Here is a 25,418-nt window from a genome sequence, read left to right as displayed (position 1 = left end):
CAATCGGCGCAAAAAATCCAGTTGCAGCGCAAATATATTTCAAGTTGTATCTGGCTCGGGCGGGGGCTTGGAACCATGACGATCAAGACGAATGCGCTCAGCGGCGCAGGGCGTCGAACGCCGACGGCCTGGCAGGCGGCGGTTGTCGGCGGGTTGGCGACATCTGCGGCGCTCGCCCTCGTCCTCTGGCCACGGGCGACGCTGGAGGCCCTGATCTTGGGGCTTCAGGCTTGTTTCGTCGCCACGGCCGTTTGGCGGGCCGTCCTGGCGGCGGCCAGTCTTTCTCCGCCGCCCCCGCCGCCCAAGCCGGGCCGCTGGCCGCGCTATACGGTCCTGGCGGCCTTGTATGACGAGGCGGCGGTGGTGGAGCAGTTGGTGCAGAACCTGTCTCGGCTGGACTACCCCCGCCGACAGTTGCAGGGGTTCCTCATCCTGGAAGCGCACGATCAGTCAACCATTGCGGCCGCGACGGCCGCAGCCAGGCCTGACTGGCTGCAGATCCTGATCGTGCCGCCCGGCGCGCCCCAGACCAAGCCGCGCGCCCTCAACCACGCCCTTCCCTTCATCAAGGGCGAACTGGTCACCGTCTATGACGCCGAAGATGCGCCGGACCCGGGGCAGTTGCGTGAAGCGGCGGCGCACTTCGCCCAGAGCCCTGATCTGGCCTGCGTTCAGGCGCCGTTGCGCGTTCGCAGAGGCGCCGGCCTGAAGGGGTTTCTCGATCGACAGTTCGCCCTGGAGTACGCCGCCCTTTTCGAGGTGAATCTTCAGGGCATGGCGAAGCTGAACCTGCCCTTCCCCCTCGGCGGCACCAGCAATCATCTTCGGACGGCCATCCTCCGGGATCTGGGCGGTTGGGACGCCTATAATGTGACGGAAGACGCCGACCTGGGCTTTCGGCTCTGGTCGGCGGGGTGGCGTCTGGGGGTCATCCACCGACCGACCTGGGAAACGCCGCCCGGCCCTTTCGAGCGCTGGCTGCCCCAGAGAACGCGATGGTTGAAGGGCTATATGCAGACCTGGGGCGTCCATACGCGCTCGCCCGCCGCCCTGGACGAGCGCGGACTGCTGTCGCTTGTCATGACCTTGGGGGCCGCCGTCATATCCGCCGCCTGCCACGCTCCCGCCTTGGCCTGGATCGGCTCGGCCCTTCTCCTGGGTCTTCACGCGGGCGCGGCGCCATCCTTGCCGGTCGGATCGCTCGCCGTCCTGGCGCTGGGCGTCGTCGCCGCATGGATGAGTTGCGCCGTCGGGGCGCGCCGCGCCGGTCTGGACTATCGTCTCAGCGACATGCTGCTGGCGCCGGCCTATTGGTCCCTGCTCAGCGTCGCGTTTGTACAGGCTCTGTGGCGACTGATCGTATCGCCCTATGTCTGGGACAAGACGATCCATGAGCCGGACCATGACGCCGAATGCGGCGCCTCCACCCATGTCGATGCTGGACGTAAGGCCGCCTGACCGCCTATCAGCCGCAGGATGGCGCCCCTGCTCTCTCCCACCCCCGAAACCCTGGTGACCCACGGCTGGTCCGACTACGCCCTGCTGGACTCCGGCGAGGGCAGGAAGCTTGAGCGCTACGGCCCCTATACGGTGGTCCGGCCCGAGCCCCAGTGCTTCTGGTCCCCGCGCGACCCGGCCGCTTTCGACCAGGCCACCGCCGCCTTCGATCCGCAGCAGGAGGAGGAAGACTCCGGCCGCTGGCGCTTCGACCGGCACGGCCCCGTCGACGCCTTTCCCCTGAAATGGCGCGAGGTGAAGTTCACCGGCCGTTTCACGCCTTTCCGCCACCTGGCCTTCTTCCCGGAACAGGCCGCCAACTGGGACTGGCTGGACGCCCGCGTGCGCGCCTTCACGCGCGACGCCGGCCGAGCGCCGAAGATCCTGAACCTGTTCGGCTATACCGGCGTCGCCAGCCTGGCCTGCGCCGCCGCCGGGGCCGAGGTCACCCACGTCGACGCTTCCAAGAAATCGGTCAACTACGCCCGCGAGAACGCCGAACAGTCCGGCCTGTCCGACCGCCCGATCCGCTGGATCGTCGAGGACGCCCGCAAATATGTGGCCCGCGAGGTCCGGCGCGGCTCGAAATACGACGGTATAATCCTGGACCCGCCCAAGTACGGACGCGGCCCGACCGGCGAGGTCTGGCGCCTGTTCGAGGACATGCCGGCCCTGCTGAAGGACTGCGCCGCCCTGTTGTCCGACGAGGCCGATTTCCTGCTGCTGAACGCCTACGCCGCCCGCATCTCCGGCCTGTCCCTGGCCCATCTGATGGCCGAGGCCCTGCCGGATCGCGGCGGCCGCATCGACTGGGGCGAACTGGCCCTGTCCGAAGACGGTGCGAACGCCCGCGCCATCGGCCTGTCCTTCTTCGCCCGGTGGAGCCGATGAGCGCGCACGACACCCACCGCGTGATCACCTCCCTGACCAATGACACGGTCAAGGCCGTCCGCGCCCTGCATATGCGCAAGGAGCGGGACAGCACCGGAACCTTTTTGGCCGAAGGGCTGAAATTCATCGGCGAGGCCCTCGACCTGGGCCGCGCGCCGCGCCTGCTGCTGGTCGGCGAGGACGCCCGCCCCCACCCCCTGCTGGACCGGGCCAAGGCCGAGACGCGCAAGGCCGGCGGCGAAATCGTCGTCGTCACCCACGCCATCCTCGAAAAGATCAGCCGCCGCGACAATCCTCAGACGGTCTTGGGCGTGTTCGATCAGCTCTACGCCCCTCTGGACAGGCTGGACCCGGCCTCGGCCCCCTGCTGGGTCGCCCTGGAGCAGGTGCGCGATCCCGGCAATCTGGGCACCATCATCCGCACCGCCGACGCGGCCGGCTGCGGCGGCGTCATCCTGATCGGCGACTGCGTCGATCCCTATTCGGTCGAGGCGGTGCGCGCGACCATGGGTTCGGTCTTCGCCGTCTCCATCACCAAAACCGACCCCGAGGCCTTCCTGGCCTGGCGCCGAACCTGGCCCGGCAGCGTCGTCGGCACCCGGCTGGACGCCAAGGTCAGCCACCGCTCGGCGGTGATGCAGAAGCCGTCGCTGATCCTGATGGGCAACGAACAGGCCGGGTTGACCGACCAGCTGGCCGCCGCCTGCGACGTCAACGTCAAGATCCCGATGCGCGGCCGGGCCGACAGTCTGAACCTGGCCATAGCGACCGGGATCATGGTCTATGCGGCGACGGACGAAGCCTAGAGGTCCGTATCAGAGTTCCGTATCAGAGTTCCGTCTCCGGGCTGACCCGCCCCATGCCCCACAGGGCCAGTATGGTCACCACCGCCGACAGGGCCAGATAGCCGCCGACCGCCGCCAGCCCATAGGTCTTGGCCAGCCAGGTCGCCAGATAGGGCGCCAGCGACGCCCCCACGATCCCGGCCAGATTGAAGGCCATGGACGCCCCCGTATAGCGGACGGCCGTTGGGAAGGGCCGCGCCATGGCCGCGCCGATAGGGCTATAGGTGCAACCCATCAGGGCAAAGCCCAGGGCGAAGAAGATCAGCAGCCCCGTCAGCCCCGCGCCGAACAGGGGGGCGAACAGGCCGCCGAACAGGGCGATGCCGACCGACGAGGCGATCAGCACCTTCACCTGGCCGAACCGGTCGGCCAGCAGGGCCGTAACCGGAATGAAGGCGGCGAAGAACAGCACACCGATCAGCTGGACCGGCAGGACCTCGCCGCGCTCAAGCCCCATCCCCGTCGTCGCCCAGCCCAGGGCGAAGACCGTCATCAGATAAAAGAGGGAGAAGGTCGTCACCCCGCTGAACGTCCCCAGGAACAGGGCGGTCTTGTGCTGGGCGAACAGGGTCACGGCCGGCGCCTTGACCCGCTCCTTCCGGTCCATCGCCGTCTGGAATTCCGGGGTCTCGGTGATCTTCAACCGCACCCACAGACCGACGAAGACCAGGACGGCGCTGGCCAGAAAGGGCAAGCGCCAGCCCCAGGCCTCGAACTGGGCCTCGCCCATCGTCGAGGTCAGGACGATGAAGGCGCCCGTCGACAGGATGAAGCCGATCGGCGCCCCCAGTTGCGGGAACATGCCGAACCAGGCCTTCTTGCCCGGCGGCGCGTTTTCGGTGGCCAGCAGCACGGCCCCGCCCCATTCGCCGCCCAGGCCGAGCCCCTGTCCGAACCGGCACAGGGCCAGCAGCAGGGGAGCGACAATACCGACCGTCGCATGGGTCGGCAGCAGGCCGATGGCCACGGTCGAAAGGCCCATGGTCATAAGGGCCGCCACCAGGGTCGCCTTGCGTCCCACCCGGTCCCCGAAATGCCCGAAAGCCAGGGCGCCGACCGGTCTTGCGAAAAAGGCGATGGAGAAGGTGGCGAAGGACGACAGCATGGCCGTCGTCGGGTCTCCGCCCGGGAAGAACAGCTGCGGAAACACCAGCACCGCCGCCGTGGCGTAGATGTAGAAGTCGTAGAATTCGATCGTGGTGCCGATCAGGCTGGCGAAAAGAACCCGCGCCTTGCCGGCTGTGGGCGATATGATCCTGGCGTTCGACACGATTTCGTCCCCGGTTGGCGCACCGCAGGTGCGCCTGACCATATCGCGTCATCTTCCCCCGCTGAAAAGCCTCAACCTGCGGGCGACGGCCGTCCCATGGTCCAGTTCGCCTGCATCCGCACGACCGGGTTGGGCGCGCACCAGATTTCTCCGGTCTCGGTAATGGCCGTCACCCAGATCAGATTGTGCTCCTGACCATAGTCGATGACGGCGAAGGCGAACCCCTTGCCGCGATCCTGCACGGTGACAGGCAGCGGGGGGTCGAGTTGGGTAAGTGCCATGGGGCGTCCTCTGCGAGATTGGCTCAACGCAGCGCTTGCCGCCCGGTTGCAGCCGCTTGGGACCGGTTCGACGCTTCACGTCCCGCGGGGCTTGGCCCGGTTGGTCGCCTGGGCTTCGGCCGGGTTCTCGGGCCAGGGATGGCGCGGATAGCGGCCGCGCATCTCCGAGCGCACCGCCGCCCACGAGCCCGCCCAGAATCCCGGCAGGTCCTGGGTCACCTGCACCGGCCGCCGCGCCGGCGACAGCAGGGCCAGGGTCAGGGGAACGCGGCCGCCGCCGACCGTCGGATGGGTCGTCACGCCGAACAACTCCTGAACGCGGATCTCAACGCGCGGTCCGCCCTCCGCGCCGTAGTCGATGCCCGCCGACCCCAGCGGCGTCGTCAGTCGCGGCGGCGCCAGTTCGTCCAGCCTGCGTTGCAGATCCCAGGGGATCAGCCCCCGCAAGGCGTCCGCCAGCCTGCCGTCGTTGGTCGCCGCCAGCGACTTCGCGCCCTCCAGCACCGGCCACAGCCAGGCCTCGCGCGCCGCCATGAGACCATCGTCCGACACATCAGGCCAGGCCGGGTCCAGCCCGTGCAGAAAAGCCAGCCGCGCCCGCAGAGCCGAGGCCTGCTCGCCCCAGTGCAGGGCGCCGATCCCCTCGGCCTCGACCTCGGCCTTCAGCACGGCCGACAACTGGCTCGCGTCAGGCGTCCCGATCACCTTCTCATCCAGAACGATCGCGCCGATCCGTCGGATGCGCTTGATCACCGCCCGGCCCGAGGGCTCGCGCGCCAGCCGTTCCTCGGTTTCGATCAGCCGCGCCAGATCGGTTTCAAGCGTCGCCGCGTCCAGCGCCGCCGCCAGCCGCACCCGGTCCCGCGCCTCGCCGCCCCCCAGCTCGGCCACCGCCAGCCAGGTCTCGCGCGCCAGGGGATCGGTCGCCTCGACCATGGCCCCGCGCCCGCTGGCCAGCAGCATCTCGCCGGCCTTGCCCCGCATCCGCGCGATCCGTTCGGGGAAGGCCTCGGCCAGCAGCAGTCCCTCATCGACCGACCCGCCCGCGCCGCCGCCCGCCGCCCGAGCCCAGCGCTCAGCCAGTTTCAACGCATCCCGCGCCCGCGGCGACCGGTCCCGCGCCAGGCCGACCAGCCGGTCGTGCAGATCCACGTTCGATCCGCCCAATCCCGGCTCGCTCAGCACCGCCGCGATCCGCGCGCCCGTCATGGCGTCGTGCCCGTCCGAGGCCACGGCGACCATATGGGCCAGGCGCGGCGACAGGGGGATGCGTGTCAGCCGCCGCCCGTGATCGGTCAACCCGCCCTCCGCATCCAGCGCCCCCAGCCGCGTCAGCACCTTGCGCGCCTCGCCCAGGGCTCCGGCCGGCGGCGGGTCCAGCAGGGCCAACCCCTCGACCGACCGCGCGCCCCATCGCGCCAGATCCAACGCCAGGCCGGTCAGGTCCGCTTCCTGGATTTCCGGCCGCTGATGCGGGACCAGGCCGCGCGTCTGTTCCTCGTCCCACAGCCGATAGCAGACGCCCGGTTCGGTCCGTCCCGCCCGTCCCCGGCGCTGTTCCGCCGACGACCGGCTGACCCGAACCGTGGCCAGCCGGGTCAGGCCGCTGGACGGCTCGAACCGAGGCACGCGCGACAGGCCGCCGTCCACCACCACCCGCACCCCGTCGATCGTCAGGCTCGTCTCCGCAACCGAGGTCGCCAGCACCAGCTTGCGCCGCCCCGGCGCCGCCGGTTCGATGGCGCGGTCCTGCTCCGCCCGATCCAGTCCGCCATACAGCGGAACCACGTCGACGTTCGGCAGCCTCAGCCGTTCGTTGATCTGCCGCACGACCCGATGAATCTCGCCCTGCCCCGGCAGGAAGGCCAGAACCGACCCCGTCTCCTCGCCCAGGGCCGTCAGACAGGCCCGCGTCATCGCCTCCTCGAACCGCTCGGTCGGATTGCGGCCCAGATAGCGGGTGTCGACCGGATAGGCCCGCCCCTCCGCTTCGATCACCGGCGCGCCGTCCAGCAACCGCGACACCCCCGCCACGTCCAGGGTGGCCGACATCACCAGCAGCCGCAGATCCTCCCGCAGCGCCCCTTGCGTTTCCCGCGCCAGGGCCAGACCCAGGTCGGCGTCCAGGCTGCGCTCGTGAAACTCGTCGAACAGGACCACTCCCACCCCCTCCAGGCCGGGGTCGTCCAGGATCATCCGTGTGAAGACCCCCTCGGTGATCACCTCGATCCGCGTCTTCGGCCCGATCCGGCTCTGCAGCCGGGTGCGGTAGCCGACCGTCCCGCCCGCCTCCTGGCCCAGGGTGGCGGCCATCCGGTCGGCGGCGGCCCGTGCGGCGATACGGCGCGGCTCCAGCACCAGCAGCCGTCCGTCGCCCAGCCAGGCCTGGTCCAGCAGGGCCAAGGGGACGACCGTGGTCTTCCCCGCCCCCGGCGGGGCGGCCAAAACCGCCGTATTTCCGTTTGCAAGGGCGGATTTCAGCGGGTCGAGAACGGCGTGGATCGGCAACATGATCCGCCTCTAGCCCGATGCGCCCCCGATGCGCCACGATCACGAAAGCGTCGTGAGCGCTTCACCCCGCCGTCATGCGCGTTGCGCGGCCCGCATTCCGCCGCTAGCGTCCCCGCCGACGCGGCCAGAGGGCCGCCGTAAACGTGGGGGTATTCTATGTGGCGCGTTAAGTCGCTCGACGCGATTCTGGCCACGGCCGAGAAGAAGTCGCTTCATCGGTCGCTCGGACCTGTTCAACTGACCTTGCTCGGCATCGGCGCCATCATCGGCACCGGCATCTTCGTTCTGACGGCTGCGGCCTCTCAGAAGGCCGGCCCCGGCATGATGGTCAGCTTCGTCATCGCCGGCGCGGTCTGCGCGGTGGCGGCGCTCTGCTATTCGGAACTGGCGGCCATGGCCCCGGTCTCCGGCTCGGCCTACACCTATACCTACGCCGTCCTGGGCGAGCTGCTCGCCTGGTGCGTCGGCTGGGCCCTGATCCTCGAATACGCTGTTGCGGCCTCGGCCGTGTCGGTGGGCTGGTCCGGCTATGTGCTGGGCCTGATAGAGAACGGGATAGGCTTCGACTTCCCGGACCTCCTATCCGCCGGACCGACCTGGAGCATGAACGGTTTCATCCCGACGCCGGACTTCTCGGCCGGGATCGTCAACATTCCCGCCATCATCGTGGCCCTGGCCGTGACGGGCCTGCTGATCCTGGGCACCACCGAGTCGGCCCGCGTCAACGCCATCCTTGTGGCGATCAAGGTCGCGGCCCTGACGGTCTTCATTGTCCTGACCCTGCCGGTCATCGACACCGCCAACCTGTCGCCCTTCGCGCCCAACGGCCTGTTCGGCGCCTATTCGGGCATGGGCATCGTCGGCGCCGCCGCCTCGATCTTCTTCGCCTATGTCGGCTTCGACGCCGTCTCCACCGCTGCTGAAGAGACCAAGAACCCGCAGCGCAACGTGCCGATCGGCCTGATCGGCTCCCTGGCCTTCTGCACCGTCTTCTATCTGCTGGTCGCCCTGGGCGCGGCCGGCGCCATCGGCGCCCAGCCGGTCCTCGGCGCCGCCGGTCAAGCCGTCCAGCCGGGCTCGCCTGCCTTCGTCGCCGCCTGCGCCCTGCCGGCCAACGCCGAGGCCCTGGTCTGCTCGAACGAGGCCCTGGCCCACGTCCTGCGCGTCATCGGCCATCCGCAGGTCGGCAACGCCCTGGGCACCGCCGCCCTCTTGGCCCTGCCCTCGGTCATCCTGATGATGATCTACGGCCAGACCCGCATCTTCTTCGTCATGGCGCGCGACGGTCTGCTGCCGGAAGGCCTGACCAAGATGCACAAGCGGTTCAAGACCCCCTATGTCGTGACCCTGTTCACCGGCGTCGCCGTCGCCATCGCCGCCGCCCTGTTCCCGGTCGGCCAACTGGCGGACATCTCGAACTCGGGCACCCTGTTCGCCTTCTTCATGGTGTCGATCGCGGTCCTGATCCTGCGCAAGACCGATCCGAACCGGAAACGTCCGTTCAAGACGCCCCTGGTCTGGATCATCGCGCCGCTTTCGGCCGCCGGCTGCGCCTTCCTGTTCTGGAACCTGCCGCATGACGCCAAGATGGTTCTGCCCATCTGGGGCGCCGTGGGCCTGGTGATCTATTTCGCCTATGGCTTCCGTAAGAGCCACGTCGCCCGCGGCCTGGTGGATGTTCCGGAACTGTCGCCGGACGCTCCCGTGGGCCCGGTCCCGCCCATGCCGGGCGCCCCGGCCCCCGGCTCCAAGGAAGAACGCGACTGATGCAAAGAAGGCCGGGGTCGACGCCCCGGCCTTTTTCTTCGCCGCAAGGGAAACAGTGGCGCGCCAACGGCGCCTCAACTAACGCCACGCGCGATGGGCCCACAAAATGGCCTCAAGCAGCGCGAAGCGCGATAAGCCTGCCCTACAAAGACAAAAAGGCCCGGGATCGATCCCGGGCCTTTTTGCTTGGTGCGGATGAGAGGACTCGAACCTCCACGCCTCGCGGCGCTGGAACCTAAATCCAGTGCGTCTACCAGTTCCGCCACATCCGCATGGGCAGGCAGTGGGCTCTAGAGGGCTGGATCGCCCCTGACAAGGGGCGCTGTAACCCCAACACCGTTCGGCCACCAGTTCATTGCGAATCGCGCCGCCCTGGGAATTGCGCGCCAGAAAGCCGCCTCCGCGCTGAATCGTCCGCGTCTTGAGGCTAGGCCGGTCGGGAAGGTTCCGGCGTCGAGCGGCCTTGGCGCGCTTCGATTCCACGCCAAGAGCCGGTCAGCGACGACGGCCTGACGCCAAGGGAGGCCCAAGGCAGGCCTTTGCTTATGGGAGAGGCGGTGGCTGGGGAACTAGGACTCGAACCTAGAATGACGGTACCAAAATCTGAAATCTCTGAAGAAGAAACAGACACTTAGGCTGTAAAACCCCGGCTATCCGAACCTAGTGAAATCAATGACTTAGCAAGACGATGTAAAACGCCATGAGCGGTCAGATTTTACGATTTGGCGGCGCGGAGAGGACTCGGTGGTCCTCTCAATCGCGAAACTGGCGCGGCCCGTAGAGTTCAGATCACCGTCCGACCGCTTCCTGAAGGAGCGGTTTGCCCGTGGAAGCCAGCCACTCCCGGAATGTCTTCAGCGACCCGAACTCGGCGTTCAGCGCCGCTATATCGGCCGCTGTCCCTATACGACCTTCGTCAAACAGTTCGGCAGTCCGACCGAAAAAGACATCTGAGGCGAGGATCTCCGGCGCAAAACGCTCGTAGACGATAAGGCGCCCTGCCGCCGCGGTTAAGGCTGCGATGTCAGCCCTTGGGCAACCAGTGCAGCACAGCGGCCTGGGTCGCCAGGGCGACGGCCAGCGCCCAGCCGAAGCTCAGGAAGGTGCCGATGATGATGTACTCCGCCTGGTGGCGATCGTTCTGATCCTGGACGTCCCTGAACCTCAGGATGGATTTGGCGGCGAGCAGAAAGCCGACCCCCTCAGGATGGCCGATGAGGATAAAGGTCAGCGTCAACCCGCGCTCCAACCAGCCGATATATTTGCCGGCGTTGGGCATGCCGACGATCGGGCCTGAGGCGACGCCGGTCGTCAGATGGGTGTTGGCGGCGCGCCCGGCCGGTGAAAGCGGCTCGACGAGCTTTTTGATGACGACGCCACCCACCCAGACGGCGACCACGCCCCCGCACAGCACAGCGAGCGCGGCGTAGATCTGGACCTGCACCGGCGAGGGCTGGAGCCCCCACAGGCTTTGCGAGGCCATGGCCGGCCAAGCGACGGCGAGACCGACCAGCACGGCGATATGGACGGCCTGATCCAGGCCGAACGCCCACAGCCGGTCGCCCAGCCGGTGGACCTTTAGCCAGTCCATGGCGAAATGGCTGGCGGCCATGATGGCCACCGGGCCGAGTATGGACAGCCGGGTCGGCGCCAGCATCAGCAAGGTCAGGACCGTGACGATGGCCACATGGTCCGCCAAGCCCCGCAAGGTCTGTTTGCGGGCAATCAGGGCGTCCGACTGGAAGACGAAGTCGCCAAGCAGATGACCGGCCAGCAACAGCAGGAAGGTTTCGATCACCGTGCTACGCTCCCGCGCTTTGTAACAACCCATTTGGGTTGTAGGCGACGATCACAACCGAATTGGGTTGTCATATCAGTCTCACCCGGTTCCAGGTCAACGCCTCGCTATAGTCGACGGCGCGCAGCAAGGCGGTGATCTTGGCGGCGGAAAGCGCCTTGCTCACAGCCTGCTGCGAGACCCCAAGCATCTCCGCCATGCGCGCCTGGGTCGGCGCCTCCGGCGCCAGAGCCAGCCTGGCCGCCTGCGCCTGCTTCTGGCTCCAGTCATCCATCAGCACGCTGCAGAGGTGAGAGAGCGGACCCAAGGCGCCCCACTTCAGACCCGTTTGAGGACCTCGAACCGTGATGTCGACCGTGTCGCCAAGATCATCCAGGGCGCGACCGGACAGGAGAAAGGCTTCGCCTGAGGACAGGGAGGTCCGCTGTTTGTCGATGCGATCAACCTCGCCGTAGCCTATGGCGATGCGCGTATCCCACTCGGGGTCCCCGGCCTTCAGGCTGGCGCGAATATAGAGCGCCGCGCGCAGAGCGAACCCGGGCTGCGTCAGCAGCATCTGCCAGCTGTCGCCGCGAAAGAAGTCGGCCGGCGCTCCGACCAGCTTGGCCCGCCAGGTTTCGATCTCCGTGGCTGCGGTCGCGAAAGCGTCCCGGGCCCCCTCAAGAGAAGCGGGGGTGAGCCGGCTGGAGCCGACGAGGTCTCCGGTCAGAACCGCGCGCGTGGTCATGAAAGGCTCTCCGGCGTGATCACAGGCGCGGCCCCGTCTCGTCTTTCACACAGCGCCCCGTCTGGCGCACCGCCGTCGCGCCGTCCCCGATTGTCCGCAGGATCGTGGCGTCGTAGCGGTTCACACGCGCATGGACTGGGGGCGCGTCTTCCAGAGCCGGAAACTCAATCCGGTACTGATGAGACGAAACCGACGCGCTCCCCTCTCTCGGAGCCGGCAGATTCATCCACCGGGCGGTCCGCAGGCCGGTGTCGATGACCATGGTCATCGGGGCGGCCGGCTCGAAGCTGCACGTGAACTGGACCAGGGTCGGCGGCGCGACATCGGCTTGGCGACTACAAGCGCTCAAGCTCGCCGCCACGACGACCGCGCCTCCTATCATCTCGACGGCGCCAAACTTCATTGACCCTGACCCTACGCTTTGACGATGACCATACAACTGATTTTGGTTGTATCAACAGTTAACAACCAAAATCAGTTGTAGATACCCCCTTTATGAGGACACGACAGCGCGCCCTCTAGCGCCCCCGATCCACGCCGTCCCGTTCGCGAAGCTCCGCGTTTCGCCGTTGGAGCGCCTCCTCACGTGTCTGCGGATCCGCTCGCGATCGGACAAATCGTTCGACGAGCGCCCCCAAAAGGCGCTCCTCCGATGTGGTCGAGCTTTTGAGCCTCAAACTCTCGGCGACCAGCAATTTACGGATTTTCGCCTCCCTGTTCCCCCGTTCGGCATCTCGTCTTCAACAAGTGCTGAAGGAAGCCGGCATCGAGAAACGGGCTGACAACGGTCAGGGCGTCCACCATTTCGGGCAAGATCGGAAGGCTCCATTCGCTCTGACCCCGGCTGATCCGGAGGCGATCTACACGCACCCCCGTCGGSSSCCCGCCACTTCAGCGCAGAAACCTCCGTCGCCAAGCGGCTTGGCGACAAACCGCCCAGACCGGCCCTCTCGGCCAGGCGCCGCGCGATATCGTCCGCCCCTGGCACGAGGCGGCCCTTGGCTTGCTGGCCGCTGACGAGAACCAGACCAAGGTCCCGGTTTTCCGGCGCGGTGAGATTGCGGCTTCCGACCCACAATCGCCACTCGAAGGCCTTTTCCGACCGCATCCGAACAAGGGCCGCCTTGGGATGCCAGCTCTGGTGACGCTCATCGAAGGGCACGTCCCTCACGAACTGATCCAGAACCCCCGTCAGTCTGGGAACCCTGGCCATCTTCGCCAGACGCCCGCGCTGAATAATGACCCGGGTCTTGCCGCGTAGCGCTTCAATGGCGTCCGCGAGGTCGCGACGGGACGCCGGACGGTCTTCATCGTCTCGCCCGATAAGCGCCAAGAGCGCGGCGACGATCGAGATCGGATCAGCGGAATAGGCGGCCAGAAGCGCCAGTTCGGTCTTCCACCCGGGAGGCGGGCGAAGCGCATCGAGATAGCCTGTGATCGGCCACCCGGTCCGACCTAGTCACCATCTGGGCCGACTATAGCGGCATCGTCCAGAAATCCGCGCCGGCCACTTTGCTGGTGATCACGCGCCAAGGTCTGTCTACGGACGCCCAGGCCTATGTCGATGAGCAGGCAGGCCTGCGTCATCAGACCATTTGGGAACTTGAGAACGAGATCCTGGGGCTGACCGACTACGTCCGCTCCCTGACCGGCCTCTTCCACCAGGATGGCCTGAGCGATTATTACATTCCCGGCCGCGCGCGCCTGGCCAGATACGAAAGTGATCACCGCACCCTGTCCGAGACGGACACCCTGCTGTTCGAAGCCGTCACGACCTGGATCGACGGCGAGGACTATCAACCGATCGCGATCTTGGGCGGCTACGGTGCCGGCAAATCCAGCTTCATCAAGCGCCTAGTCGCCAACCAGGCCGAACGGGCCTTGTCCGATCCCTACGCACGCCGCCCGATCCTAATCGGTCTCGGTGAGTACGCGCGATATTCCAGTTTAGAAGGCCTGTTGGGTGGCAAGTTCACCCACGACTTCCCGGTGGACGGCTTCAACGTCCATCACTTCCTGGAACTCAGCGACAAGGGCCGGTTGTTGGTGGCCCTCGACGGGTTCGATGAGATGAAGCATGCCATGACGTGGGGCGACTTTCGGGCCCAGATCGCGAGCTTGAACCGGCTCACGCACGGCAAGGCCAAGGTCGTCCTATCGGGGCGGCCGAGCGCCTTCACCTCGACGGAGGAGCACGTTCATGTCCTGCGCGGCCTGAAGCGTTACCAGGAGGGCTATCGGCGCCTTGGCGCCTGGGCCGCCAGCCGATTGGCGGACAGCCGCCCGCAGGCATAGGCCCTGCCCTGCGCATCGTCGCAGACCTGCCGGCCCTCGGGCGCATCCACACCCCACAGCCGGATGCGGACGCCGTGGACTTCCAGGGTGTCGCCATCGATGACCGACGCCCGCCCTTCGACAGTAGGCGGCTCCGGCGCGCAGCCGACGAGAAGTACCAATGCGGGAATCAGAACGCGCATGACCCTCATAGCCCAAAGCCTGAGCCCGGACCGACCTCCCAGCGGCTATATCAATCTCGCAGAGCCGAACCCCGGGACATCACGCCGGACGAGGGAAAGGACATACGGACTTAGCCCTGTTCGTCCGATCGCGGGCTTCGACATCGCGCCCGCCGATATGGAGTTTCTGCATATCGGCGCCCATCTGCCAGGGACGCCTCTGCTTAACGAGCTTCTCGCGCTGCGCCGCGTCGACACCCGCCATTTCGACCCGGAAGTCTGGGCCTTCACCGATCAGATCGATCTGTCGAAGTCGGGGGTGAGTCGGTTGGTCAATGTGGACGACGCCGCGCTGCAGAAGCGGTTGGATTCGATCGAGACCAACATCCAGTATCTCGACACCGGCCAGCCCGTCTCCGCCGGCCACACGGCGTTCAGCGGATGGAAGAGCCCGTGGTGGTGGTGGCGGGCGCGTCACCTGACGCTCCTGGAGTTCGAGCGTCGCGGTTTGACGCCCGTGCCGGCCCCAGTCATCCCGCCGCCCATCGTGCTCGCCCCGGCCCTGCGCGGCGTCAACACCGGCGGCGGGGAACTGCTCGTGCGCCTGAGCCAGAAACGATACCTGATGCAGATGCTTCAGGCGGGACAGCTTCGCTTTGCGCCGGCGGCCTCCTATGACGACTCCCGCCTGGACGCCGCCCGCGCCGACGACGAGATGGCCAAGGCCTACCAGAGACCCGGACAGGTCCTGCGGATCACCACCGAAGACGGTCGCGCGATCGAGGCGATCGGAGACGTGAGTTTCGCGCGACAACGCCGGTCCGAAGACGCCGGCGCGCTGGTCGATCATCCCTACTGGATGATGTCCTTCAGCTCCGATCTCGACCCGCGATTGCTCGACGCCTTCGCCAGCGCGGACCCTGACGAGGACGCCTTTCTGGTCGTCTTCGATGTTCGGGCCTTTTTTCGAACGCGCGGCGCCCGTCCTGGCTGATGCTGCGCCCGGCGGGACGTACAGTCTCGTCCAGAACGACTACTTCGACCCCTACTATCCGCCCGGGGACGGCCTGCAGGCGATCCGGTCCAAGCTGATGGCCTATGCCTACCAACGGGAGGTCCGGTTCGCGGTGGACCCTTTGGGATATCTGAAGACCGCAGCGGACGGCTGTCTCTATGTCGAGATCGGATCGATCGAAGACATCGCCGGCGTCTATGGCCGCGATGGGTCGAAGATCGCCGGCATCGGCCCCGCCACCTGGTCAGATTGAGGCCGGATCGCATTTGGGCGGCAATCCGCTCATAGGCGGCAAAGACTGGGCATCACCCATTTTCTCCTGCCGGGGGCGAGGTGACGCGCTGACCCTAGCCCCCCCCCGCCCGACGAAATTCTTTCCGCCCGCCTTACCGTGACGACCGGCGCCCGCGATTGGATGGTCGAAAGGCGGGATCCGGCGCGGGACGCCTTGTAAAGGTCGCGCTCAGACACCGGATGATCGTCACGGGCTTTTTCGCTGGTTTGATCGAGCACCGCGCGCAACCGGGAACCTTCAAACAACAAGGCCTGCACGGCGTCAGGTCGACAGCGGATCCACCGCAGGCCTTCACGACGGGCGGCCTCGAAAGACCGGCCGGACAGCCAGCGCGGATGGAGGCGTCCGTCCGCCTCCAGCACGATCAGATAGACCATTCCCACTCGATTGCTCTAAGCTGGATAAAATCATGAATCAGTTGGTTTTTTCGCGGCCCACCTACTTTAACACCGGCTCGCCGCCCGACCGTTCGGCTTGGTTCTGAAAACATTAGATAAATAGACCGATGTAAAAACCGCGTGATCGCGCAATCTTTCGAGACGTATTGACAATCTCAAACTCGAATTAACAATCGATTCTTGCGCGTTCACTTGCCTCCGCTAGACTAGCATGAACAGAACCTACATCGCCATCGCTGACGCCGGCAGAGCGTAGTGCATAACCAGCATCCAGATCGCCATGGCGATCATCATCAGGTTCTCGGTCAGGGATAGGAAGCCAAGCGGCACATTGCTGTCTCCACCGACGCAGGCGCATTTCAGTTCGCGCTTGTCGATGTAGACAGCCTTGAAGACCGAGGCCGCGCCAATGCCGCCGATGAACAGGGCCACCGGGACCGACAACCAGGTCAGGACGCCCGCGACCATCAACGCGCCTGCCCCGAACTCGGCGAACGGATAGACCTTGCCGTATGGCACCCACCGCTTGGCCAGCAGGTCGTAGTTCAGGAACATGGATGAGAAGCTCTCGATGTTCTGGAGCTTCAGCATGGCGAGGGCCATCATAGACAGGGCGATAAACCACTCCCCTGCCCGCACGGTGAACGGCGTGCCAAAAATCGTCAGGCTGAGCATCGTCGCCATCACGGCGGTGGTCAGGAAGACGACGAGGACCGGCGTGTAGGTGGTCGCCTTGGGATCGCGGACCTTGAGACCGAGATAGCGGCGCAGATCGTCGTGGCCGCCGACACGCTGGCCGTCGATGAACACCTGCGGCGTTGTCTTCACCCCGTGCTCGGCCTTGACGGCGTCGGTCTGCTCGCGGGTCGTGAGCCAGTGGTCCTCGACCTTGTAGCCCCGGCTCTTGAGAAGATGCCGGGCCTTGAGCCCCCACGGACAGGTGTGGTCGGGCATCACCATCCGATAGATGACAGCGGTCTTGGTCATTGCAGGCTCCTTGATCTTCAAATCCGAGCTACAGCTCTTAGGTTCCGTACCTAGATACGGAGTCAAGCATGAACGTTCGGACGATCGCAGGGTTGGCGCGAGACGGCGGCGTCGGGGTGGAGACTGTCCGCTTTTATCAGCGTCGCGGATTGCTTTCGACGCCTGACAAATGGTCGCGTGATGGCGCTGGCGCGGGCGTTCGACGCTATGGCGAGGAGGACGTGCGCCAGCTGAAGTTCATTCGCTCCGCACAGACGGCGGGCTTCACCCTCGAGCAGATCAAAGAGCTGTTGTCGCTCGACGCTGGCGAGGATCGCACGCGCGCCCGTGCGTTGGCCGCGGAGAGGCTGGAGGCGCTGGATCGAACCATCTCCGATCTTGAGGGGGCGAGAGCGGCGTTGCGCCGACTGGCGAGCGCTTGCGCGGCGAACGACAGCGGACCGTGTCCGATCATTTCGGCCTTTCAGGGTGAAAAGGTTTGAAATCTTGCCCTGTCTTGGCGAACGGGGTGCGAGGGCCGGCAGCCGTCCCGCCTGGGAAAAACCCGACTGCGTGGCCACGCAAGCGCGAGGACCGGAACGTCCCGCAGCCAGAACTGTTCGTTGATCATCACTTTCGGAGAACGAAGATGTCGATCAAACTGAACGTTGGTCTGGCGACCGCCGCGCTATCCGTGCTCCTCACGGCGTGCAATCCTGCGGGACAGGCCGATAGAACCGCGACTGCCGACTCGGGGTCGGCGGCCGAACACAGCGTTCCGGCGGTCCAGCCGATGGCGGGGCCCGAGACGCCCTTTTCCACCTCTGAACAGCAGATGCATCAGGCCATGATGCAGGCGCACGGCGCAGACCCGCAGGAGACCTACGCCCTGAAGATGATCGAGCACCACCGGGGCGCCATCGCCATGTCGGAGGTTCTGATGCGCGAGAACCCGGACGCTGCGCTCCGCGAGATGGCCGAAAAGACGATTACGATGCAGCGCCAGGAGATCACGGCGCTGGAGCAGTGGGTCGCGCAACATCGGTCCGCCGCGGCAACCCCCGCTTCGGGTTCGGTCCAGCCCGGAGCCTGACGCGGGACGAATACGCGCGGGGACTGGTCTGCCCGTGCGTATTTGCTTTTGAACGGCGTCGATCGTCGGCGTCTGTCCGCCGGCGGGAGGTCACTCATGCACGAAAAGAGCTGTCGCAACCTCGCGATTGAACTCATCGTCCACTTCATCATCATGTATTTGGTGATGTTCACGATGATCGCGACGCTCGATCACTTCAACTTCAATCTGAATGACGTGACCCCCTGAAACTCCTCCAGGAATAGCTAGAGTCCGCCCAACGAAGGACGGACAGAATGAAGCGATCGAGGTTCACGGAAGAGCAGATCATCGGGATCCTGCGGGAGCAGGAGGCCGGTGTAGCGACGGCGGAGGTGTGCCGACGCCACGGGGTCAGCTCGGCGACCTTTTACAAATGGAAGGCCAAGTTTGGCGGGCTCGACGTGTCGGAGGCTCGGCGGCTCAAGGCGCTCGAGGATGAGAACGCCCGGCTGAAGCGGATGCTGGCGGACGCGATGCTGGACAACGTGGCCCTGAAGGACCTGCTGGGAAAAAAGTGGTGACGCCCGCCGGCTATCGCGAGGCGGCTGGCCATCTGCAGGCCGCCTACGAGATGAGCGAAAGGCGGGCGTGCCGTGTTCTGGGCGTCGATCGGACGAGCGTGCGCTATCAGGCGACGCGCCCGGACGACGGCGCTCTGCGCGACCGGCTGAAGGCCCTGGCCCAGGAACGTCGACGGTTCGGCTATCGTCGCCTGCACGTGCTGCTGCGGCGCGAGGGCCATGCGGTCAACAGGAAACGGGTCCAGCGGATCTATCGCGACGAGCAACTGACGGTGCGCCGGCGCGGCGGCCGGAAGCGAGCGATGGGCACGCGGCGACCGCTGGACCTGCCGCTGGCGCCCAACCAGCGCTGGTCGCTGGACTTCGTCGCAGACCAGCTGACGGACGGGCGGCGCTTCCGCATCCTGACGGTGATCGATAACTGTACGCGCGAGTGCCTGGCGCTGGTGGCCGACACCTCGCTGTCGGGCGCGCGGGTCGTGCGGGAGTTGGACGCCGTCATCCGGCAGCGAGGGCGGCCCGACACCATCGTCAGCGACAACGGCACGGAGTACACCTCGAACGCGGTCCTGGCCTGGGCCGACGACACCGGCGTCGGCTGGCACTACATCGCGCCGGGCAAGCCCCAGCAGAACGGCTTCAACGAAAGCTTCAACGGGCGGCTGCGTGACGAGCTGCTGAACGAGACGCTGTTCCGCTCGCTGCCGCACGCTCGCGCCGTGCTGGAGGCGTGGCGACGCGATTACAACGAGCAGCGTCCGCACTCGAAGCTCGGGTGGCTGACCGCCGCAGGCTTATGCAGAAGCGCTCACCGGACACATCGGCCGGCCTGCTGCGCTGGTTGATGGCTGCGCAGACCGGCCTCTTGCCAACCCAGCCGATCACAGCTCAGATCAACCTAGGACTCTCGTTATGGCTGGATGAGAAACGGGGGTCACGTCACAAGGGCAAGCCGTTCGACTTTGAAGAACTGCTGCGGATGGAACCCGACAAGGGCACCACGAATATTCGCCGCACCGAGAGCCGGCACTGGTGGCCCTGGCTCGCTCCGGAGAACCGATGTCTGGTCCCCTTCACCGCCTTCAATGAACCCGACCAGGTCAACCGCGGCGACAGCGTCTGGTACGCCCTCGGCGAAGACCTGCCGCTCGCTTTCTTCGCCGGCGTCTGGACCCAGCACGCCTGCGTTCGGATGATCAGCAAGGGGTGGGAAGAGCTGGACACCTATGGCTTCCTGACGACGGACGCGAACGCCGATGTGGCGCCGTTTCATCCCAAGGCGATGCCGGTGATCCTGCGGACAGCGGAGGAGCGCGACGTCTGGATGCGGGCGCCTTGGGACGAGGCCAAGGCCCTTCAGCGGCCGCTGCCGGCGGGCGTCCTGACCATCGTCCAACGCGGCGGCACGGAGCATTCCGACGGACCCCTCTGACGGGCAGGTTCAGCAGCCAGCCCTTCAGCGTTTGCGTTTGGATTTCGACGGCGGTTTGGTCGTCTTCAACGCCTTCCGGATTTTCTTCACCTCAGCGACGCCGCGCTTCGCCTCGGCGCGAACCCAGTTCGGGTCAAAGCCAAGGACCGTGGACAACTCATCGAGATTCTCGTCGCCCTTTGAGAATTCGACGGCATGAACAATGCGCGTGTTGCTGAGAGGAAAGGTCTCGTCCCGGGGGTCCAGACGGGAGAGCATGACCTGGACCTGCACGGCCTTATCCAGACTATCCGTCAGGCTGGTCGCCGTCGGCGCCGTCGCGCCCCACTGATCATACAGGGCGACGCGGTGAACGGCCCTCTGGTTGGGAGCCAACTCATAGGGGTGAAGACGAAAGACGTGACGTTCCTGGAAGAAGCGCGTCAGGCTCGACCAGTCGCAGATTTTCACGCCATCGCGGCCCTCGGGGAGTGCGAACGGCTCACTGAACAGAATGCAGGGGACGATCGTGTAGTCCGCGATATCAATGCCGCCGGCGGCAAGCGCCATATCCGGATGGCGTCGCAAGCCGCCGATCTGACGTTCGATCTGGCTGACGAAATCGTCGAGTTGTTCGCCGAAACAGTACCCGGCCATGGGATTGCCGTCGGACAGCCCCCCGGTTCTTGCACTCGAAGACGAAAAGTCTGTCGCCCCACGGCACCAGGACATCGAGCTCATAATCTTCGCCGTCCCGAGTGGTGTCGATTGTGAACGGCTTCAGCCCCTGCGCGACAAACAGGTCGTGCACGGCCTGCTCAAAAACGGTGCCCTTGTCCTGGGGCGCGGCGCCCATCGCATTCAGTCGAGAGAGCGTGGTCTTGCCCGGGTCCGCGTTGAACGATGCGGCAGAGATGAGGAAAAATCCGCCGTCATCGAGGCGGACCAAGGGCGTATCGAACAGGTCGCCGCTGCGCTTGTGCAAGCTGGCGTGGGCGACGAAGGCCTCAGCGGTCGCTAGATCCAACCCAACGGTCCCCAGTCTTGCCTCCAGATCGCCCGGCGCGAACCGAACCACCCACCGATCCACCCCCGTCCTGGCCGACAGCGCCTCTTCCGCGAAAAACCCCAGCGCTGCATAGCCCCGCAACCATTCGACCAGCCTGAGCCCCGCAAAGCGTCGGACGTCCTGAAAAATGTTCTGGCCAAGCACCGTTGCGAGGTAGCCGGCGCCCACGATCTCGGGGGCTCGCAGCGCCGCCAGCGGCGCCAGCGGAACGGGTGAGCCAGGCGCCGGACTCCGACACGGCCYSKCKYGCGAAGCTMKSSAWWRYGRCCTCTTTGSSMMGYTCWKGATKGCGAYCYMKTYGRSMMSYTCMTYKKCGRTCGCAKTCGAGAACCTCCTCTTCGGTCGCATGATACTGCAGCACCTCCGACGGCCCGGGCGGCGGCGCGGACGCCTCGCCCTCTTTCGCCGTGCGCGGATCTGTCGGACCTGACGTCAGCGTCCAGTCCCCGCCCCAGAATCGCCGACGTTCCTCCACCCGTTCCCAGCGCCGCCAGAAGGCGGCCATGATCTCGCAGCCGTGTCCGTCCTGGGGCTGTGCGGCCTGGAGATCCAACGATGCCGGGAAAACCGCGACGCCGGCCTTGTCAAACCAGTGGCGCTCGTACGCCAGCATGGTCAGGGTGATGCGGAGACCGCTCAACAACGCCCCGGTCACGCCGTCGATGGAATACGGCTGACCATCAGAATCCAGGCCCCGAATTTCGTTGCCGAGATTCAGCGCCGTCATGCGGGCAAGGGCCGCGTCCGCCTCTGTGTGAAGGCCCTCTGACCGAACCGCAATCAGGGCCAGGGCGATGGCCGCCTGGTCTTCGGGCGAACGGGACCGGACCGGCAAGGCGGCCAGATGTCCGCCCAGGCTGTGGTAACCGGCCTCGATTTCCCGATGCACCGCGAAGACCGCCGCCAGGCGCTGCCCTTCGGTTTGGCCCGTCGTCGTCGTGACGTGCGCAACGATGTCGGCGGCAAAGGCATCGCGTCGGGACTGGCGCGCCAAGTTCGGAGTTTTGGAGAAGAGATCGCCCGATCGGAGCAGCAAACCGCAAAGCTTGTCCATCTCTTCCGGCGCCAGCGCGCCTGTCGGCAGCGCCAAAATGAACCCCGCCGGGGATAGCGACGCGAGCGGGCTACGCAAGGCAGAGAGGGACACGCGGGATTTGGCCATCGCGATCAGATAGGGCCCGGGACGCCGTCGCGTAAGGGTCCGATCAGTCCGGCCAAACCACCGCTTGCATTCAGGTCAGGCGACAGCCCCGGCGTTGGCTCGCCGGGCGAGATCCGCACAGGTCTCCATCAAGGCCTCGAACGGTTCGGCGTCCGCCTCGAGCAGACCGTCCTCGACCATCCGACGATAGTCCTCGCCCAAAGCCTCCAGGGATGCTCCCTCCGGCTTCAACTGAAGACCGCCGGCGACCGCCCGACCGTAGTCGATCTCCGCCCCGTCGGCGGTCTCGCGGAAAAACATCGCCTTATGCCGCGCGACCGCCTCGGCCACCGCGCGATCGGTGATCGCCGTCCCCGCAAAACCGGCGGCGTCCAGACGGGCCAGATCGTGCCAGTGACGCGAGAAGCGATCCCCGCGCAGGCGACCCTGAACGCAATAGACATGGGCCGCCGTGGCCTTCTCCCAGAAGGTTCGTTCGGCGGCCATCACCCGGGGCGTGGCGATCGGGAACGTCACGCCCTGCAGATGGGCGGCCGCATCGCAGACCACCGGACGCGGCGCGCTCGGTTCGCCGGTCGCACGAGCCCCGAACTCGAGCATCACGCTGGGCGAGACATAGCCCGTGCCGGTGCTGGTCGGGGCGTAGTCCACGAAGGCCTTGGCGCCCTCGATCCGCACCTCGGCGGCGACTCCGTCGGCGGCCAGGCGCGCCTCGAGCACCGGCCGGACCTCGCCCTCGACCCAGAGCGGCAACAGCCGGTGAACGTCGCGCGACCAACGCCGCTCCTCGGCGCGGGTCGCCGGCACGGGGTCTTCGGGCGCGTCGGCCAGGTCCGGAAGGAGCCGGCGGATGTCATAGGTCAGGTCGATGTCTTCAGAGAAGCGCTGGATGACGTCATAGGCCTTGGACAGGGACGTGCCGCCCTTGAAGACCAGCGCCTCGCCCAACGGCGCGTCGAACAGAGCCCGAAGCGCCCACACGACCCAGACGTCTTTCTCCAGCAGATGCGCGGGACGGCCGGACTCGGCCGCCGCCGTCGCAAGCGCCTCGATCCGGTCCTCGGCGGACAACTGCAGGAAGACGTCAGACATGCGCCGCCTGGCTCACCGAACGCGCCAACCACGTCGGCAGACGCGGTCCGACGGACACCAGTTCTCCGAACGCCGAAGGCCCTAGCTTGCGCTTCAAGGTTTCGAGCGCCGTTCCGGCCTTCTCCGGCCCGAGCCAGGCTAGGGCGCGAACCGCCTCGCCGGCGGGACGATCGGCCAGGAGCAGTTGCCATGCGGGCGCGTGCTGGAATTCCACCGTCTGCTTGCCGACGCTGAAGATACGGCTCTTACCGTTGGTCAGATAGACCATGCGGATCGGCACCTGGGTGGTCAGGCCCAAGGCGTTGGCTGCGGCGGCGCCATTGGAGGCGACGACCTCGCCACGCTGCTCGCTGACGGCTCGCACCACCTTTTCGATCGAGGGCGTACGAGCGCCGAACCGGCTTTCCAGCGGGCGCATATAGACGCCGCGACCGGCGCGCAGCAGCCGGCCCCGGCGCACCAGCCGCGACAGGGCCTGATCCACAGCCGCGCGGCTGCCCAGGTGCAACAACCCCTTGGCGGCGATCGGCGCGCCTTCCGGCAGCGTCGAGGCGCGCTTCATGATTTGATCGGCGAGTGTTTGCATCACAACCTCTGTGTCAGAAATATAGGTCAGCTTCTGACACTTCGCAAACACCATGCGCCCGCCTGCAATGTCCGACCTATCGCTCACGCGTCCGGCCGGCATCGCGCCGGGCCTCCCGTCCCTGTCGCAGCGCCTGATCTCGCGTCATCGGGGCCGGCCGTTCCCGGACGAACCGCTCCACCAAAGCGGCGAGCGCGCGGTCCCTGGGCTGCTCCGATCGCGACAGACGAAGGGCCTCGGCCACAAGGGTGCGCCGGATGGACAGCTCACGTATCCGGATCGCGTCCAGCCAGGGCGTTTCGCCACCGCCTACTGTGAGCGCGGCCCGATAGGCCGCGGCGAGGACCTCGGGCAACGGCCCCTGCCCCGCCGCGAACCGCTCGCGCATCTTGCGCACCGGGATGCGCTCGGCCTTGCGAGTGACGCCCCGGGACCGGCGCGGCGTCGCCTCGGCCTCGATCGACCGGTCGCTAAGGGCGCGCGCGAAGCCTTCCCGCCAAATCTGCAGGTCCGCCTTGCGAGGATTCAACCGCTCGCCGTCCCGCCCCAATCTTCGCACCGTCAGATGGACGTGCGGATGTCGGCCTTCATCATGCAGGGCGAAGACATAGGGAAAGCGCTCGCCGAACGTCCCGGCCGCAAAGGCCCGCGCCGCGTCCTGCAAACGGGCGGCGTCGGTCCCGGACGGCATGCTCAGCACGATCGACAGGGTGATCGACGCATCCCGCCGACGTCCCGGCTCGAGGGCGAACTCCTCGGCCCAGTCGCGCGCCAGTTCTCGCACCTGCCCACGGCCTTCCAGTCGCTCTCCATCGGGCCCTTCCAGCGCCAGCGCTCCGTTACGGCTGATGTAGTCTAGGTGCGCCTTCAGATGAGCGTTGTCCCGGGTCCGTCCGGTGATCTTCACCATCACCTCGGGTACGCGGCGAGCCACCCGCGCGAACCGGACGGACGGATCGCCGCCGTCCCCGCGAGACGGACGCAGCACCGCAGGCGTGATCCGGGCGCGCCGGATTTCGACGGGCGGACGCAGCACCTCCTCGAAACCGCGCGATGACCGGAAGTCGGTCACGACGCCGGCGCCCAATAGGCGAGATTGCCCTCGAAGGCCTCGCCGAGCGCCTCGACCCAGGCCGAGATCTCAGCCTGGAAAGCGCCGAGTTGGGCCAGTTCCAGATCCAGCACCGCACCGTCCATCACGGCGGTGTTTAGCGCGCGGGCGATCTGATTGATGTTCACGCCGATCCGCCTGAGCTCGCGGCGCACCTCGATCAGGGTCAGAGCTTCGGGCCGGCTGAACTGCGGCCGATCATGCAGGCGGCGACGGATGAGCGCCACGCTCCACTGGGTTCGCGACAGGCCCGTCGCCGCCGCCTCGCGCTCCAGGAGACGCAGGTCTGCTTCGCCAAGACGCAGAGTCAGCTTGCCCGACCGCACCGCCACCGGTGCTTCCTCCAGCGCCGGAAGAGCCGCCTGAGCGGCGCCGTCCATGAGCCTCCGGAGAAGCCGCGAGCGCCCGCCTTGATCGGCCGCGGCGGCGTCGAACCGGCGGATCAAATCGGGCGAAACGCGGAGGGTGAGGCGGTCCATGGGAGAGCGGGTCTGTCAGACATTGCCGGCGCAAAGCCTATCCTGCCCTAGACCGTCACCCCCCTCGCCCCGTAGGCCTCCGGTGCTGCACGTCCTCCCCTCGGCGACCGCTGCACGGCCGCTCGCCCGCCGTCCTGTCGGACGCCCCAGCCGGAC

At 66.6% G+C, this 25,418-nt stretch carries 28 protein-coding genes and 1 tRNA gene; 14 read left to right on the top strand and 15 right to left on the bottom strand.

Going from position 1 to position 25,418, the window contains the following annotated elements:
- The first annotated feature begins 75 nt into the window (after nucleotides 1-75).
- From JL11_RS11105 to JL11_RS11095, 3 genes are read left to right on the top strand one after another with little or no spacing between them, the layout of a single operon-like run.
- On the top strand, nucleotides 76-1,458 hold the full coding sequence (locus JL11_RS11105; RefSeq protein WP_054765713.1) for a glycosyltransferase: 1,383 nt from the start codon (nucleotides 76-78) through the stop codon (nucleotides 1,456-1,458).
- 18 nt (nucleotides 1,459-1,476) lie between these two features.
- On the top strand, nucleotides 1,477-2,388 hold the full coding sequence (locus JL11_RS11100) for a class I SAM-dependent methyltransferase (protein ID WP_054765712.1): 912 nt from the start codon (nucleotides 1,477-1,479) through the stop codon (nucleotides 2,386-2,388).
- Nucleotides 2,385-3,194: a TrmH family RNA methyltransferase gene (locus JL11_RS11095; RefSeq protein WP_054765711.1), complete on the top strand. Its 810-nt coding sequence runs from the start codon at nucleotides 2,385-2,387 to the stop codon at nucleotides 3,192-3,194. Before JL11_RS11100 ends, JL11_RS11095 begins: the two co-directional genes overlap by 4 nt.
- A 22-nt stretch (nucleotides 3,195-3,216) precedes the next feature.
- Here the strand turns inward: JL11_RS11095 and JL11_RS11090 are convergent, their stop codons facing one another.
- The 3 genes from JL11_RS11090 to hrpB all read right to left on the bottom strand — a co-directional run bounded on the left by JL11_RS11090 (nucleotide 3,217) and on the right by hrpB (nucleotide 7,295).
- Complete coding sequence (locus JL11_RS11090) at nucleotides 3,217-4,503, bottom strand: MFS transporter (protein ID WP_054766934.1); 1,287 nt, start codon at nucleotides 4,501-4,503, stop codon at nucleotides 3,217-3,219.
- 71 nt (nucleotides 4,504-4,574) lie between these two features.
- On the bottom strand, nucleotides 4,575-4,784 hold the full coding sequence (locus JL11_RS11085; RefSeq protein ID WP_042823661.1) for a hypothetical protein: 210 nt from the start codon (nucleotides 4,782-4,784) through the stop codon (nucleotides 4,575-4,577).
- Nucleotides 4,785-4,859: 75 nt separating this feature from the next.
- Nucleotides 4,860-7,295, bottom strand: a complete 2,436-nt coding sequence (hrpB, locus tag JL11_RS11080) for an ATP-dependent helicase HrpB (protein WP_054765710.1) — start codon at nucleotides 7,293-7,295, stop codon at nucleotides 4,860-4,862.
- A 156-nt stretch (nucleotides 7,296-7,451) separates the two neighbouring features.
- Between hrpB and JL11_RS11075 the strand changes: the two genes are divergently transcribed.
- On the top strand, nucleotides 7,452-9,062 hold the full coding sequence (locus JL11_RS11075; protein ID WP_054765709.1) for an amino acid permease: 1,611 nt from the start codon (nucleotides 7,452-7,454) through the stop codon (nucleotides 9,060-9,062).
- Between the two features lie 187 nt (nucleotides 9,063-9,249).
- Here JL11_RS11075 and JL11_RS11070 read toward each other — a convergent pair.
- The 4 genes from JL11_RS11070 to JL11_RS11055 form a co-directional block, all read right to left on the bottom strand.
- Nucleotides 9,250-9,334: transfer RNA gene (locus JL11_RS11070), tRNA-Leu, on the bottom strand.
- A gap of 752 nt (nucleotides 9,335-10,086) precedes the next feature.
- Complete coding sequence (locus tag JL11_RS11065; protein WP_054765708.1) at nucleotides 10,087-10,860, bottom strand: DUF3307 domain-containing protein; 774 nt, start codon at nucleotides 10,858-10,860, stop codon at nucleotides 10,087-10,089.
- Nucleotides 10,861-10,930: 70 nt separating this feature from the next.
- Nucleotides 10,931-11,587 (bottom strand): hypothetical protein, encoded by a 657-nt coding sequence (locus JL11_RS11060; RefSeq protein WP_003170290.1) that lies wholly within the window; start codon nucleotides 11,585-11,587, stop codon nucleotides 10,931-10,933.
- A 19-nt stretch (nucleotides 11,588-11,606) separates the two neighbouring features.
- On the bottom strand, nucleotides 11,607-11,990 hold the full coding sequence (locus JL11_RS11055) for a hypothetical protein (RefSeq protein ID WP_054765707.1): 384 nt from the start codon (nucleotides 11,988-11,990) through the stop codon (nucleotides 11,607-11,609).
- Between the two features lie 1,109 nt (nucleotides 11,991-13,099).
- Between JL11_RS11055 and JL11_RS11050 the strand changes: the two genes are divergently transcribed.
- The 3 genes from JL11_RS11050 (at nucleotide 13,100) to JL11_RS11040 (ending at nucleotide 15,311) form a co-directional block, all read left to right on the top strand.
- Nucleotides 13,100-13,882, top strand: coding sequence for an NACHT domain-containing protein (locus tag JL11_RS11050; protein ID WP_003170293.1), 783 nt, complete (start codon nucleotides 13,100-13,102; stop codon nucleotides 13,880-13,882).
- A gap of 99 nt (nucleotides 13,883-13,981) precedes the next feature.
- On the top strand, nucleotides 13,982-15,037 hold the full coding sequence (locus tag JL11_RS11045; protein ID WP_156314195.1) for a hypothetical protein: 1,056 nt from the start codon (nucleotides 13,982-13,984) through the stop codon (nucleotides 15,035-15,037).
- Nucleotides 14,994-15,311, top strand: coding sequence for a hypothetical protein (locus JL11_RS11040; RefSeq protein ID WP_054765705.1), 318 nt, complete (start codon nucleotides 14,994-14,996; stop codon nucleotides 15,309-15,311). The genes JL11_RS11045 and JL11_RS11040 overlap by 44 nt, the downstream gene beginning before the upstream one ends.
- A 29-nt stretch (nucleotides 15,312-15,340) precedes the next feature.
- Here JL11_RS11040 and JL11_RS17540 read toward each other — a convergent pair whose 3' ends face one another.
- Both JL11_RS17540 and JL11_RS11030 read right to left on the bottom strand, forming a co-directional pair.
- Nucleotides 15,341-15,730, bottom strand: coding sequence for a hypothetical protein (locus JL11_RS17540; RefSeq protein WP_156314194.1), 390 nt, complete (start codon nucleotides 15,728-15,730; stop codon nucleotides 15,341-15,343).
- A 243-nt stretch (nucleotides 15,731-15,973) separates the two neighbouring features.
- Nucleotides 15,974-16,738, bottom strand: a complete 765-nt coding sequence (locus JL11_RS11030) for a glutaredoxin family protein (protein ID WP_054765703.1) — start codon at nucleotides 16,736-16,738, stop codon at nucleotides 15,974-15,976.
- A gap of 68 nt (nucleotides 16,739-16,806) precedes the next feature.
- On the opposite strand from JL11_RS11030, the gene JL11_RS11025 reads away from it, so the two are divergent.
- The 5 genes from JL11_RS11025 to JL11_RS11005 all read left to right on the top strand — a co-directional run bounded on the left by JL11_RS11025 (nucleotide 16,807) and on the right by JL11_RS11005 (nucleotide 19,784).
- Nucleotides 16,807-17,220 carry a MerR family transcriptional regulator gene (locus JL11_RS11025; protein ID WP_054765702.1) on the top strand — a complete coding sequence of 138 codons (414 nt, stop codon included), beginning with the start codon at nucleotides 16,807-16,809 and terminating at the stop codon, nucleotides 17,218-17,220.
- A gap of 146 nt (nucleotides 17,221-17,366) precedes the next feature.
- The gene (locus tag JL11_RS11020) at nucleotides 17,367-17,810 is read left to right on the top strand and encodes a DUF305 domain-containing protein (protein WP_082382688.1); all 444 of its coding nucleotides are present in this window, start codon (nucleotides 17,367-17,369) and stop codon (nucleotides 17,808-17,810) included.
- A 96-nt stretch (nucleotides 17,811-17,906) separates the two neighbouring features.
- The gene (locus tag JL11_RS18095) at nucleotides 17,907-18,038 is read left to right on the top strand and encodes a hypothetical protein (RefSeq protein WP_257720132.1); all 132 of its coding nucleotides are present in this window, start codon (nucleotides 17,907-17,909) and stop codon (nucleotides 18,036-18,038) included.
- Nucleotides 18,039-18,085: 47 nt separating this feature from the next.
- A protein-coding gene (locus tag JL11_RS11010) for an IS3 family transposase (RefSeq protein ID WP_231681277.1) occupies nucleotides 18,086-19,197 on the top strand; the annotation gives its coding sequence in 2 pieces (ribosomal slippage) (nucleotides 18,086-18,344 and nucleotides 18,344-19,197; 1,113 coding nt in all).
- Entirely contained in the window at nucleotides 19,197-19,784 is a 588-nt protein-coding gene (locus tag JL11_RS11005; protein WP_231681275.1) for an SOS response-associated peptidase family protein, read from the top strand. The genes JL11_RS11010 and JL11_RS11005 overlap by 1 nt, the downstream gene beginning before the upstream one ends.
- A 24-nt stretch (nucleotides 19,785-19,808) precedes the next feature.
- On the opposite strand, the gene JL11_RS11000 is transcribed toward JL11_RS11005, so the two are convergent.
- Both JL11_RS11000 and JL11_RS17530 read right to left on the bottom strand, forming a co-directional pair.
- Nucleotides 19,809-20,333 carry a hypothetical protein gene (locus JL11_RS11000; protein WP_156314192.1) on the bottom strand — a complete coding sequence of 175 codons (525 nt, stop codon included), beginning with the start codon at nucleotides 20,331-20,333 and terminating at the stop codon, nucleotides 19,809-19,811.
- A complete protein-coding gene (locus tag JL11_RS17530; RefSeq protein WP_156314191.1) occupies nucleotides 20,308-21,000 on the bottom strand; it encodes a hypothetical protein in 693 nt (230 codons plus the stop codon). The genes JL11_RS11000 and JL11_RS17530 overlap by 26 nt, the downstream gene beginning before the upstream one ends.
- Before the next feature lie 349 nt (nucleotides 21,001-21,349).
- Here JL11_RS17530 and JL11_RS17525 point away from each other — a divergent pair, with 349 nt between their 5' ends.
- Together JL11_RS17525 and JL11_RS17520 are read left to right on the top strand one after the other, a co-directional pair.
- Nucleotides 21,350-21,601: a hypothetical protein gene (locus tag JL11_RS17525; RefSeq protein WP_156314190.1), complete on the top strand. Its 252-nt coding sequence runs from the start codon at nucleotides 21,350-21,352 to the stop codon at nucleotides 21,599-21,601.
- A gap of 75 nt (nucleotides 21,602-21,676) precedes the next feature.
- Complete coding sequence (locus JL11_RS17520; RefSeq protein ID WP_156314189.1) at nucleotides 21,677-21,943, top strand: hypothetical protein; 267 nt, start codon at nucleotides 21,677-21,679, stop codon at nucleotides 21,941-21,943.
- A 126-nt stretch (nucleotides 21,944-22,069) separates the two neighbouring features.
- Here the strand turns inward: JL11_RS17520 and JL11_RS10985 are convergent, their stop codons facing one another.
- The 4 genes from JL11_RS10985 to JL11_RS10970 all read right to left on the bottom strand — a co-directional run bounded on the left by JL11_RS10985 (nucleotide 22,070) and on the right by JL11_RS10970 (nucleotide 25,163).
- Nucleotides 22,070-23,086 carry a nucleotidyl transferase AbiEii/AbiGii toxin family protein gene (locus JL11_RS10985; RefSeq protein ID WP_054765698.1) on the bottom strand — a complete coding sequence of 339 codons (1,017 nt, stop codon included), beginning with the start codon at nucleotides 23,084-23,086 and terminating at the stop codon, nucleotides 22,070-22,072.
- On the bottom strand, nucleotides 23,079-23,672 hold the full coding sequence (locus JL11_RS10980) for a DUF6088 family protein (RefSeq protein ID WP_054766932.1): 594 nt from the start codon (nucleotides 23,670-23,672) through the stop codon (nucleotides 23,079-23,081). Before JL11_RS10980 ends, JL11_RS10985 begins: the two co-directional genes overlap by 8 nt.
- A 76-nt stretch (nucleotides 23,673-23,748) precedes the next feature.
- Nucleotides 23,749-24,744 carry a relaxase/mobilization nuclease domain-containing protein gene (locus JL11_RS10975; RefSeq protein WP_231681272.1) on the bottom strand — a complete coding sequence of 332 codons (996 nt, stop codon included), beginning with the start codon at nucleotides 24,742-24,744 and terminating at the stop codon, nucleotides 23,749-23,751.
- Nucleotides 24,741-25,163 (bottom strand): MobC family plasmid mobilization relaxosome protein, encoded by a 423-nt coding sequence (locus JL11_RS10970; RefSeq protein ID WP_231681270.1) that lies wholly within the window; start codon nucleotides 25,161-25,163, stop codon nucleotides 24,741-24,743. Before JL11_RS10970 ends, JL11_RS10975 begins: the two co-directional genes overlap by 4 nt.
- Between the last annotated feature and the right edge of the window lie 255 nt (nucleotides 25,164-25,418).

The sequence above is a fragment of the Brevundimonas sp. DS20 genome (assembly GCF_001310255.1).
GTDB classification, from domain to species: Bacteria; Pseudomonadota; Alphaproteobacteria; order Caulobacterales; family Caulobacteraceae; genus Brevundimonas; species Brevundimonas aurantiaca.
Note: the sequence above shows the minus strand (reverse complement) of the source record. Positions and strands in the feature narration are given on the sequence as shown.